Annotated in this window: 6 protein-coding genes; all 6 read left to right on the forward strand. The window is 60.1% G+C overall.

All coding sequences use genetic code 11. The annotated features are described in order from the left end of the window. The first annotated feature begins 197 nt into the window (after positions 1-197). Entirely contained in the window at positions 198-4,271 is a 4,074-nt protein-coding gene (rpoB, locus tag K8U54_RS13695; protein WP_249906363.1) for a DNA-directed RNA polymerase subunit beta, read from the forward strand. A 61-nt stretch (positions 4,272-4,332) separates the two neighbouring features. Then, entirely contained in the window at positions 4,333-8,532 is a 4,200-nt protein-coding gene (rpoC, locus tag K8U54_RS13700) for a DNA-directed RNA polymerase subunit beta' (protein WP_249906364.1), read from the forward strand. 158 nt (positions 8,533-8,690) lie between these two features. Further along, on the forward strand, positions 8,691-9,062 hold the full coding sequence (rpsL, locus tag K8U54_RS13705; RefSeq protein ID WP_003186084.1) for a 30S ribosomal protein S12: 372 nt from the start codon (positions 8,691-8,693) through the stop codon (positions 9,060-9,062). Positions 9,063-9,179: 117 nt separating this feature from the next. Beyond that, positions 9,180-9,650 (forward strand): 30S ribosomal protein S7, encoded by a 471-nt coding sequence (gene rpsG, locus K8U54_RS13710; protein WP_010490886.1) that lies wholly within the window; start codon positions 9,180-9,182, stop codon positions 9,648-9,650. Between the two features lie 30 nt (positions 9,651-9,680). After that, positions 9,681-11,810 carry an elongation factor G gene (fusA, locus tag K8U54_RS13715; protein WP_249906365.1) on the forward strand — a complete coding sequence of 710 codons (2,130 nt, stop codon included), beginning with the start codon at positions 9,681-9,683 and terminating at the stop codon, positions 11,808-11,810. A 30-nt stretch (positions 11,811-11,840) separates the two neighbouring features. After that, entirely contained in the window at positions 11,841-13,034 is a 1,194-nt protein-coding gene (gene tuf / locus K8U54_RS13720) for an elongation factor Tu (protein ID WP_013789746.1), read from the forward strand. Positions 13,035-13,069 lie beyond the last annotated feature (35 nt).

The following is a 13,069-nucleotide window of genomic DNA, read 5'->3' on the forward strand; positions in this document are numbered from 1 at the left end:
CGCGCGACTCGCACAAGGCTGACGGCTGGTGGCTATTGCCACCGGCCTTTTTCCGTTCTAGCTCGGCTGTTCCACAGCCCCGGCCCAGGACGTGAAAGACCCACCAACGAGGTGGCGCAAACCTAGGGTTTGCACGAGTTTCTGGCTGCTCCCGTCGGAGAAGCCAAATAAGCAGGTGACCAAGCTGGGGAACGCTGATGGCTTACTCATACACTGAGAAAAAACGTATCCGCAAGGACTTTAGCAAGTTGCCGGATGTCATGGATGTGCCTTACCTCCTGGCCATCCAGCTGGATTCGTACCGCGAATTCCTGCAGCAAGGCGCGAGCAAGGAACAGTTCCGCGACATCGGCCTGCATGCGGCCTTCAAATCTGTATTCCCGATCATCAGCTACTCCGGCAACGCTGCTCTGGAATACGTCGGCTACCGCCTGGGTGAGCCGGCGTTCGACGTCAAAGAGTGCGTGCTGCGCGGCGTGACCTTTGCCGTTCCGCTGCGCGTGAAAGTGCGCCTGATCATTTTCGACAAAGAATCGTCGAACAAAGCGATCAAGGACATCAAAGAGCAGGAAGTGTACATGGGCGAAATTCCGCTCATGACCGAGAACGGTACCTTCGTCATCAACGGTACCGAGCGTGTGATCGTTTCCCAGCTGCACCGTTCCCCGGGTGTGTTCTTCGACCACGACCGTGGCAAGACGCACAGCTCGGGCAAGCTGCTGTATTCCGCGCGCATCATTCCTTACCGTGGCTCCTGGCTGGACTTCGAGTTCGACCCGAAGGACGCGGTATTCGTGCGTATCGACCGTCGCCGCAAGCTGCCGGCCTCGGTGCTGCTGCGCGCGCTGGGCTACAGCACCGAAGAAGTGCTCGATGCCTTCTACACCACCAACGTTTTCCATGTGAAAGCCGAAGGCCTGAGCCTGGAGCTGGTGCCACAGCGCCTGCGCGGTGAGATTGCCAGCCAGGACATCAAGGATGGCAGCGGCAAGGTGATCGTCGAGCAGGGTCGTCGTATTACCGCTCGCCACATCAACCAGCTGGACAAGGCTGGCATCAAGGAGCTGGACGTACCGTTCGACTACCTGATCGGCCGCACCACCGCCAAGGCGATCGTGCACCCGGCCACCGGCGAAATCCTCGCCGAGTGCAACACCGAGCTGAGCGTCGAGCTGCTGGCCAAGATCGCCAAGGCTCAGGTCGTTCGCATCGAGACCCTGTACACCAACGATATCGACTGTGGTCCGTTCATCAGCGACACGCTGAAGATCGACAGCACCACCAACCAGCTCGAAGCGCTGGTCGAGATCTATCGCATGATGCGTCCTGGCGAGCCACCCACCAAGGATGCCGCCGAGACCCTGTTCAACAACCTGTTCTTCAGCGCCGAGCGTTACGACCTGTCCGCCGTTGGCCGCATGAAGTTCAACCGTCGTATCGGTCGTACCGAAATCGAAGGTTCGGGCGTGCTGAGCCGCGAAGACATCGTCGAAGTGCTCAAGACCCTGGTCGACATCCGTAACGGCAAAGGCATCGTCGATGACATCGACCACCTGGGTAACCGCCGTGTACGTTGCGTCGGCGAGATGGCCGAGAACCAGTTCCGCGTTGGCCTGGTGCGTGTCGAGCGCGCGGTCAAGGAACGTCTGTCGATGGCCGAAAGCGAAGGCCTGATGCCGCAGGACCTGATCAACGCCAAGCCGGTTGCGGCGGCGGTGAAGGAGTTCTTCGGTTCCAGCCAGCTTTCCCAGTTCATGGACCAGAACAACCCGCTCTCCGAGATCACCCACAAGCGCCGCGTCTCCGCACTCGGCCCGGGCGGTCTGACCCGTGAACGCGCCGGCTTCGAAGTCCGTGACGTACACCCGACCCACTACGGCCGCGTGTGCCCGATCGAAACGCCGGAAGGTCCGAACATCGGTCTGATCAACTCCCTGGCGGCCTACGCCCGCACCAACCAGTACGGCTTCCTGGAAAGCCCGTACCGTGTGGTCAAGGAAGGTCAGGTCACCGACGAGATCGTGTTCCTGTCCGCCATCGAAGAAGCCGACCACGTGATCGCCCAGGCGTCCGCGACCCTGAACGACAAGGGTCAGCTGATCGACGAGCTGGTTGCCGTGCGTCACCTGAACGAGTTCACCGTCAAGGCGCCGGAAGACGTCACCCTGATGGACGTTTCGCCGAAGCAGGTCGTTTCCGTCGCTGCCTCGCTGATCCCGTTCCTCGAGCACGACGACGCCAACCGTGCTCTCATGGGCTCGAACATGCAGCGTCAGGCCGTGCCGACCCTGCGTTCGGACAAGCCGCTGGTCGGTACCGGCATGGAGCGCAACGTCGCCCGTGACTCCGGTGTCTGCGTGGTCGCTCGTCGCGGTGGTGTGATCGACTCCGTCGACGCCAGCCGTATCGTGGTTCGTGTTGCCGATGACGAAGTCGAAACCGGTGAAGCCGGTGTGGACATCTACAACCTGACCAAATACACCCGCTCCAACCAGAACACATGCATCAACCAGCGTCCGCTGGTGCAGAAGGGTGACGTGGTTGCGCGTGGCGACATCATGGCCGACGGCCCGTCCACCGACATGGGTGAACTGGCGCTGGGTCAGAACATGCGCGTCGCGTTCATGCCGTGGAACGGTTACAACTTCGAAGACTCCATCCTGCTCTCCGAGCGCGTGGTTCAGGAAGACCGCTTCACCACGATCCACATCCAGGAACTGACCTGTGTGGCCCGTGACACCAAGCTCGGCCCAGAGGAAATCTCTGCGGACATCCCGAACGTGGGTGAGGCTGCACTGAACAAGCTCGACGAAGCCGGTATCGTCTACGTCGGCGCCGAAGTCGGCCCGGGCGACATCCTGGTCGGTAAGGTCACCCCGAAAGGCGAGACCCAGCTGACCCCGGAAGAGAAGCTGCTGCGCGCGATCTTCGGCGAGAAGGCCAGCGACGTTAAGGACACCTCCCTGCGTGTGCCGACCGGCACCAAGGGTACCGTCATCGACGTACAGGTCTTCACCCGTGACGGCGTGGAGCGCGATGCGCGCGCCCTGTCGATCGAGAAGAGCCAGCTGGACGAGATCCGCAAGGACCTGAACGAAGAGTTCCGCATCGTCGAAGGCGCGACCTTCGAGCGTCTGCGCGCGGCCCTGGTCGGCAAGGTCGCCGAAGGCGGCGCTGGCCTGAAGAAAGGCGCCGAGATCACTGACGAAGTGCTCGACGGCCTGGAGCGTGGCCAGTGGTTCAAGCTGCGCATGGCCGACGATGCCCTGAACGAGCAGTTGGAAAAGGCCCAGGCCTACATTTCCGACCGCCGTCAGCTGCTCGACGACAAGTTCGAAGACAAGAAGCGCAAGCTGCAGCAGGGCGATGACCTGGCACCGGGCGTCCTGAAGATCGTCAAGGTCTACCTGGCCATCCGCCGTCGCATCCAGCCGGGTGACAAGATGGCCGGTCGTCACGGTAACAAGGGTGTGGTCTCGGTGATCATGCCGGTCGAAGACATGCCACACGATGCCAATGGCACGCCGGTGGACATCGTCCTCAACCCGCTGGGCGTACCGTCGCGTATGAACGTCGGTCAGATCCTCGAAACCCACCTGGGCCTGGCGGCCAAGGGCCTGGGCGAGAAGATCAACCTGATGCTCGAGGAGCAGCGCAAGATCGCTGAACTGCGCGGCTTCCTGAACGAGATCTACAACGAGATCGGTGGTCGTCAGGAAAGCCTCGACGAGCTGAGCGACCAGGAAGTGCTGGCTCTGGCCAACAACCTGCGCAAGGGCGTGCCGATGGCGACCCCGGTGTTCGACGGTGCCAAGGAAAGCGAAATCAAGGCCATGCTGAAGCTGGCTGATCTGCCGGAGAGCGGCCAGATGCGCCTGTTCGACGGCCGTACCGGCAACCAGTTCGAGCGCCCGACCACGGTCGGTTACATGTACATGCTGAAACTGAACCACCTGGTGGACGACAAGATGCACGCGCGTTCCACGGGCTCCTACAGCCTGGTTACCCAGCAGCCGCTGGGTGGTAAGGCGCAGTTCGGTGGTCAGCGCTTCGGGGAGATGGAGGTCTGGGCGCTGGAAGCCTACGGCGCCGCCTACACCCTGCAGGAGATGTTGACCGTCAAGTCGGACGACGTGAACGGCCGTACCAAGATGTACAAGAACATCGTGGATGGCGATCACCGCATGGAGCCGGGCATGCCCGAGTCCTTCAACGTGTTGATCAAAGAGATCCGTTCGCTCGGTATCGACATCGATCTGGAAACCGAATAACACGACGTGAATCGGCAGCGGGGCGAAAATCCCGCTGCCTGCTCCGCCAGGAGGAAAGGCCTTGAAAGACCTACTGAATTTGCTGAAAAACCAGGGTCAAGTCGAAGAGTTCGATGCCATTCGCATCGGTCTTGCTTCGCCTGAGATGATCCGTTCGTGGTCGTTCGGTGAAGTTAAAAAGCCGGAAACCATCAACTACCGTACGTTCAAGCCCGAGCGTGACGGCCTGTTCTGCGCCAAGATCTTTGGCCCGGTCAAGGATTACGAGTGCCTGTGCGGCAAGTACAAGCGCCTCAAGCACCGTGGTGTGATCTGTGAGAAGTGCGGCGTCGAAGTCGCCCTGGCCAAGGTTCGTCGTGAGCGCATGGCGCACATCGAACTGGCATCTCCCGTTGCCCACATCTGGTTCCTGAAGTCCCTGCCGAGCCGTATCGGCCTGCTGATGGACATGACCCTGCGTGACATCGAACGTGTGCTCTACTTCGAGAGCTACGTGGTGATCGATCCGGGCATGACCACCCTCGAGAAGGGCCAGCTGCTCAACGACGAGCAGTACTTCGAAGCGCTGGAAGAGTTCGGTGACGACTTCGACGCCCGCATGGGTGCCGAGGCCGTTCGCGAGCTGCTGCACGCTATCGACCTGGAGCACGAGATCGGTCGCCTGCGCGAAGAGATTCCGCAGACCAACTCGGAAACCAAGATCAAGAAGCTGTCCAAGCGTCTGAAGTTGATGGAAGCCTTCCAGGGTTCCGGCAACCTGCCAGAGTGGATGGTGCTGACCGTTCTGCCGGTTCTGCCGCCAGACCTGCGTCCGCTGGTTCCGCTGGACGGCGGCCGCTTCGCGACCTCCGACCTGAACGACCTGTATCGCCGCGTCATCAACCGTAACAACCGTCTCAAGCGCCTGCTCGATCTGTCCGCGCCGGACATCATCGTGCGCAACGAAAAGCGCATGCTGCAGGAAGCGGTCGACGCCCTGCTCGACAACGGTCGTCGCGGTCGCGCCATCACCGGTTCGAACAAGCGTCCTCTGAAATCCCTGGCCGACATGATCAAGGGTAAGCAGGGTCGTTTCCGTCAGAACCTGCTCGGTAAGCGCGTTGACTACTCCGGCCGTTCGGTAATTACCGTAGGTCCGGCTCTGCGCCTGCACCAGTGCGGTCTGCCGAAGAAGATGGCTCTGGAACTGTTCAAGCCGTTCATTTTCGGCAAGCTGGAAATGCGTGGTCTGGCGACCACCATCAAGGCAGCCAAAAAGATGGTCGAGCGCGAGCTGCCGGAAGTGTGGGACGTTCTCGCCGAAGTGATTCGCGAACACCCCGTACTGCTCAACCGTGCACCGACTCTGCACCGTCTGGGTATCCAGGCGTTCGAGCCGGTCCTGATCGAAGGTAAAGCCATCCAGCTGCACCCGCTGGTTTGTGCGGCTTACAACGCCGACTTCGACGGTGACCAGATGGCCGTGCACGTGCCGCTGACGCTGGAAGCCCAGCTCGAAGCGCGCGCGCTGATGATGTCGACCAACAACATCCTGTCGCCCGCCAACGGTGAGCCAATCATCGTGCCGTCGCAGGACGTGGTACTGGGTCTGTACTACATGACCCGTGAAGCCATCAACGCCAAGGGCGAAGGTCGCGTGTTCGCCGACCTGCAGGAAGTCGATCGCGTATTCCGCGCTGGCGAAGCCTCGCTGCACGCCAAGGTCAAGGTGCGCATCAACGAGACCGTCAAGCAGAAGGACGGCAGCCTGGTCAAGAACACCCGCATCGTCGACACCACTGTCGGCCGCGCGCTGCTGTTCCAGGTTGTGCCGGCTGGCCTGTCGTTCGACGTGGTCAACCAGTCGATGAAGAAGAAGGCGATCTCCCGTCTGATCAACCAGTGCTACCGCACCGTGGGTCTGAAGGACACCGTCATCTTCGCCGACCAGCTGATGTACACCGGTTTCGCCTACTCGACCATCTCCGGTGTGTCGATCGGCGTGAACGACTTCGTCATCCCGGACGAGAAGGCGCGCATCATCGACGCCGCCACCGAGGAAGTGAAGGAAATCGAATCGCAGTACGCCTCCGGCCTGGTTACCCAGGGCGAGAAGTACAACAAGGTGATCGACCTCTGGTCGAAGGCCAACGACGAAGTCTCCAAGGCGATGATGGCCAACCTCTCGAAAGAGAAGGTCATCGACCGCGAAGGTAACGAAGTCGACCAGGAGTCCTTCAACTCCATGTACATGATGGCCGACTCCGGTGCGCGTGGTTCCGCTGCGCAGATCCGCCAGCTGGCCGGTATGCGTGGCCTGATGGCCAAGCCGGACGGCTCGATCATCGAGACGCCGATCACCGCGAACTTCCGTGAAGGCCTGTCGGTACTGCAGTACTTCATCTCCACTCACGGTGCGCGTAAAGGTCTGGCGGATACCGCACTGAAGACCGCGAACTCCGGTTACCTGACCCGTCGCCTGGTCGACGTGGCCCAGGATCTGGTCGTGACCGAGATCGACTGCGGCACCGACCAGGGTCTGCACATGACCCCGCACATCGAAGGCGGCGATGTGGTCGAGCCGCTGGGTGAGCGCGTACTGGGCCGTGTCATCGCCCGTGACGTGTTCAAGCCGGGCACCGAGGACGTCATCGTTCCGGCCGGTACCCTGGTCGACGAGCAGTGGGTCGAGTTCATCGAGCTGAACAGCATCGACGAAGTGGTCGTGCGTTCGCCGATCAGCTGTGAAACCCGCTACGGCATCTGCGCCAAGTGCTACGGTCGCGACCTGGCTCGTGGTCACCAGATCAACATCGGTGAAGCCGTCGGCGTTATCGCGGCCCAGTCGATCGGTGAGCCGGGTACCCAGCTGACCATGCGTACCTTCCACATCGGTGGTGCCGCCAGCCGTACATCGGCTGCCGACAGCGTCCAGGTGAAGAACGGTGGTGCGATTCGTCTGCACAACCTCAAGCACGTCGAGCGTCTGGACGGCAACCTGATCGCGGTTTCGCGTTCCGGTGAGCTGGCCGTTGCCGACGAGTTCGGTCGCGAGCGCGAGCGCTACAAGCTGCCGTACGGTGCGGTCATTTCCGTGAAGGAAGGTGACAAGGTCGAAGCCGGCGCCATCGTTGCCAAGTGGGACCCGCACACCCACCCGATCGTGACCGAAATGAAGGGTACCGTGACCTTCGTCGGCATGGAGGAGGGCATCACCATCAAGCGCCAGACCGACGAACTGACCGGTCTGACCAACATCGAGGTCCTCGATCCGAAGGATCGTCCGGCTGCTGGCAAGGACATTCGTCCGGCGATCAAGATGGTCGACGCCAACGGCAAGGAACTGCTGCTGCCGGGTACCGACGTACCGGCCCAGTACTTCCTGCCTGCCAACGCCCTGGTCGGCGTGGCGGACGGTGCGCAGATCGCGGTCGGTGACGTTATCGCCCGTATCCCGCAGGAAACCTCGAAGACCCGTGACATCACCGGTGGTCTGCCGCGCGTTGCCGACCTGTTCGAGGCACGTCGTCCGAAGGAAGCTTCGATCCTGGCGGAAATCAGCGGCACCATCTCGTTCGGCAAGGAGACCAAGGGCAAGCGCCGTCTGGTCATCACCCCGACCGATGGCAGCGATCCGTACGAAGAGCTGATCCCGAAATGGCGTCACCTCAACGTGTTCGAAGGTGAGCAGGTCAACAAGGGCGAAGTCATCTCCGACGGCCCGAGCGATCCGCACGACATCCTGCGTCTGCTGGGCGTCAGCGCGCTGGCCAAGTACATCGTCAACGAGATCCAGGACGTTTACCGTCTGCAGGGCGTGAAGATCAACGACAAGCACATCGAGACCATCCTGCGTCAGATGCTGCGCAAGGTCGAGATCAGCGAAGCCGGCGACTCCAGCTTCATCAAGGGCGACCAGATGGAGCTGACTCAGGTACTGGGCGAGAACGAGCGCCTGGTCGAAGAGGACAAGTTCGTGGCCAAGTACACCCGCGTACTGCTGGGTATCACCAAGGCGTCGCTGTCCACCGAGTCGTTCATCTCGGCGGCATCCTTCCAGGAAACCACCCGCGTCCTTACCGAAGCGGCGGTCACTGGCAAGCGCGACTTCCTGCGTGGCCTGAAGGAGAACGTGGTCGTGGGTCGTCTGATCCCGGCGGGTACCGGTCTGGCCTATCACAGCGAGCGCAAGCGCAAGCGTGATGCCGAGAAGCCGATGCGCGTCAGCGCCAGCGAAGTGGAAGCAGCGCTGACCGAAGCGCTGAACTCCAGCGAAAATTGAGAGCGCGACCCGGCTGCCTGGCGGCCGGGTCACGTATCTTGACTGGGGTGACGAGTCTCTTTAGACTCATGCACCCCTAAATATGGCAGGGCTTCAGCCCTGCCATTTATTTATGGTGTAAATAAATAGCGTCGAAAGACGGACAGTGGAGCTAGTAGATGGCAACTATCAACCAGCTGGTGCGTCAGCCGCGCAAGCGTATCGTCGAGAAATCCGACGTACCTGCGCTGCAGAACTGCCCCCAGCGTCGTGGCGTATGCACTCGCGTGTATACCACCACGCCGAAAAAACCTAACTCGGCACTGCGTAAAGTTTGCCGTGTACGCCTGACCAACGGTTTCGAGGTTTCCTCGTACATCGGCGGTGAAGGCCACAACCTGCAAGAGCACAGCGTCGTGCTGATCCGTGGCGGTCGTGTAAAAGACTTGCCAGGTGTGCGTTACCACACCGTTCGCGGCTCGCTGGACACCTCGGGTGTCAAAGGCCGTAACCAGGGTCGTTCGAAGTACGGTACCAAGCGTCCGAAGTGATCGGCCGCCGGTATTGAATGCAGTTTCTAATTTTATTGAGTCGATAAGAGTAAGGTCGGGCGTAACCAGATGGTTGCAGTTCCGGGCTAACCTGAAGACCGTTTGAGGGCTTATCAAATGCCAAGACGTCGTGTAGCAGCCAAGCGCGAAGTGCTTGACGATCCAAAATACGGAAGCCAAATCCTGGCCAAGTTCATGAACCACGTGATGGAAAGCGGCAAGAAAGCCGTTGCCGAGCGTATCGTTTATGGCGCCCTGGACAAGGTTAAAGAGCGTAAGAACAGCGATCCCCTGGAAATCTTCGAGAAAGCTCTCGACGCCATCGCTCCGCTGGTCGAAGTGAAGTCGCGCCGTGTAGGCGGTGCTACTTACCAGGTTCCGGTCGAAGTTCGTCCGTCCCGTCGTAACGCTCTGGCCATGCGCTGGCTGGTGGATTTCGCCCGTAAGCGTGGCGAGAAGTCCATGGCACTGCGTTTGGCTGGTGAACTGCTGGACGCCGCCGAAGGCAAAGGCGCCGCAGTCAAGAAGCGTGAAGACGTGCACCGTATGGCCGAGGCCAACAAAGCGTTCTCGCACTACCGTTTCTAAATCCGGCATCACTCAATTTGCGAGGGCTTTATGGCTCGTAATACAGCAATTAACCGCTACCGTAACATTGGTATTTGCGCGCACGTCGATGCGGGCAAGACCACGACTACCGAGCGGATCCTGTTCTACACAGGTCTCAGCCACAAAATGGGTGAGGTGCATGACGGTGCAGCCACTACCGACTGGATGGTGCAGGAGCAGGAGCGCGGTATCACCATTACCTCCGCTGCCGTTACCACCTTCTGGAAAGGTTCCCGTGGTCAGTACGACAACTACCGCGTAAACGTCATCGATACCCCCGGCCACGTTGACTTCACCATTGAAGTAGAACGTTCGCTGCGCGTACTCGACGGCGCCGTCGTGGTGTTCTGTGGTACTTCGGGCGTTGAGCCGCAGTCGGAAACCGTATGGCGTCAGGCCAACAAGTACGGCGTACCGCGCGTTGTCTACGTCAACAAGATGGACCGTGCGGGTGCCAACTTCCTGCGCGTCGTCGGTCAGATCAAGAACCGTCTGGGCCACACTCCGGTGCCGATCCAGCTGGCCATTGGTGCAGAAGAGAACTTCGAAGGTCAGGTCGACCTGATCAAGATGAAGGCCATCTACTGGAACGATGACGACAAGGGCACCACCTACCGCGAGGAAGAGATTCCGGTGGAAATGCTCGAGCTCGCCAACGAGTGGCGCAGCAACATGGTCGAAGCCGCTGCCGAAGCCAACGAAGAGCTGATGAACAAGTACCTCGAAGAGGGCGAGCTCTCCGTCGAGGAAATCAAAGCCGGTCTGCGCCTGCGCACCCTGGCCAGCGAAATCGTTCCGGCCGTCTGCGGTTCCTCGTTCAAGAACAAGGGCGTTCCCCTGGTTCTCGACGCGGTCATCGACTTCCTGCCCGCTCCTACCGAAATCCCGGCGATCAAGGGTATCCACCCTGATCTGATCGAGAAGCCGAAGGAAGAGCTGGTCGACGCCGACTTCGACGAGCGTCACGCTTCCGACGACGAGCCGTTCTCGGCTCTGGCGTTCAAGATCGCGACCGACCCGTTCGTGGGTACGCTGACCTTCGTCCGCGTCTATTCGGGCTTCCTGACCTCCGGTGACTCCGTCATCAACTCGGTCAAGGGCAAGAAAGAGCGCGTTGGCCGTATGGTTCAGATGCACGCCAACCAGCGTGAAGAGATCAAGGAAGTGCGCGCTGGCGACATCGCTGCACTGATCGGCATGAAGGACGTCACCACTGGTGACACCCTGTGCAACGCCGACAAGCCAATCATCCTCGAGCGTATGGACTTCCCGGAGCCGGTTATCTCGGTAGCCGTTGAGCCGAAGACCAAGGCTGACCAGGAGAAGATGGGTATCGCACTGGGCAAACTCGCTCAGGAAGACCCGTCGTTCCGCGTCAAGACCGACGAAGAGACTGGCCAGACCATCATCTCCGGTATGGGTGAGCTGCACCTGGACATCCTCGTTGACCGCATGAAGCGCGAATTCAACGTCGAAGCCAACATCGGCAAGCCGCAGGTTTCCTACCGCGAGAAGATCACCAAGAACTGCGAAATCGAAGGCAAGTTTGTTCGTCAGTCCGGTGGTCGTGGTCAGTTCGGTCACTGCTGGATTCGCTTCGCGCCGGCAGACGAAGGTCAGGAAGGTCTGGTATTCGTCAACGAAGTCGTGGGCGGTGTGGTTCCGAAGGAATACATCCCGGCCATCCAGAAGGGTATCGAAGAGCAGATGAAGAACGGCGTCGTTGCCGGTTATCCGCTGATCGGCCTGAAGGCGACCGTGTTTGACGGTTCCTACCATGACGTCGACTCCAACGAGATGGCGTTCAAGGTGGCAGCTTCCATGGCGACCAAGCAGCTGGCCCAGAAGGGCGGCGGTGTTGTGCTTGAGCCGATCATGAAAGTAGAAGTGGTAACCCCTGAGGACTACATGGGTGACGTGATGGGTGACCTGAACCGTCGTCGTGGTCTGATCCAGGGTATGGAAGACTCGGTTTCCGGTAAGGTTATCCGTGCCGAGGTTCCGCTGGGTGAGATGTTCGGTTACGCAACCGACGTTCGCTCCATGTCCCAGGGTCGCGCAAGCTACTCCATGGAATTCTCCAAGTACTCCGAGGCTCCGGCGAACATCGTCGAAGCTCTGGTTAAAAAACAAGGCTGATTCAGCCCTTTAGGCAAGAGGTTCACTGTCGTGGCTAAAGAAAAATTCGAACGTAACAAACCGCACGTCAACGTTGGCACCATCGGTCACGTTGACCATGGCAAAACCACTCTGACCGCTGCTCTGACTCGCGTCTGCTCCGAAGTATTCGGTTCGGCTCGCGTCGACTTCGACAAGATCGACAGCGCTCCGGAAGAGAAGGCTCGTGGTATCACCATCAACACTGCCCACGTAGAGTACGATTCCAACATTCGTCACTACGCGCACGTTGACTGCCCGGGTCACGCTGACTACGTCAAGAACATGATCACTGGTGCTGCCCAGATGGACGGCGCGATCCTGGTTTGCTCGGCCGCTGATGGTCCGATGCCGCAGACCCGTGAGCACATCCTGCTGTCCCGTCAGGTAGGCGTTCCGTACATCGTTGTCTTCCTGAACAAGGCTGACATGGTAGACGACGCTGAGCTGCTGGAACTGGTCGAGATGGAAGTTCGCGATCTGCTGAGCACCTACGACTTCCCGGGCGACGACACCCCGATCATCATCGGTTCGGCGCTGATGGCTCTGAACGGCCAGGACGACAACGAGATGGGCACCACTGCCGTCAAGAAGCTCGTCGAGACTCTGGATACCTACATCCCTGAGCCGGTTCGTGCCATCGACCGTCCGTTCCTGATGCCGATCGAAGACGTATTCTCGATCTCCGGCCGCGGTACCGTTGTTACCGGTCGTGTAGAGCGCGGTATCGTCAAGATCCAGGAAGAAATCGAGATCGTTGGTCTGCGTGCTACCACCAAGACCACCTGCACCGGTGTCGAGATGTTCCGCAAGCTGCTCGACGAAGGTCGTGCTGGTGAGAACTGTGGCGTTCTGCTGCGCGGCACCAAGCGTGACGACGTAGAGCGTGGTCAGGTTCTGGCCAAGCCGGGCACCATCAAGCCGCACACCAAGTTCGAAGCTGAAGTGTACGTTCTGTCCAAAGAAGAAGGTGGTCGTCACACCCCGTTCTTCAAGGGCTACCGTCCGCAGTTCTACTTCCGTACCACTGACGTGACCGGTTCGTGCGAACTGCCGGAAGGCGTTGAGATGGTAATGCCGGGCGACAACATCAAGATGGTTGTCACCCTGATCAAGCCGATCGCCATGGAAGACGGCCTGCGCTTCGCCATTCGCGAAGGTGGTCGTACCGTTGGTGCCGGCGTGGTTGCCAAGATCGTCGAGTGATCGTCTGATCTGATCCACAGGGAGCCCCCGCCTAG

Origin of the sequence: Pseudomonas fulva, from assembly GCF_023517795.1 — a bacterium.
Taxonomy (GTDB): domain Bacteria; phylum Pseudomonadota; class Gammaproteobacteria; order Pseudomonadales; family Pseudomonadaceae; genus Aquipseudomonas; species Aquipseudomonas fulva_D.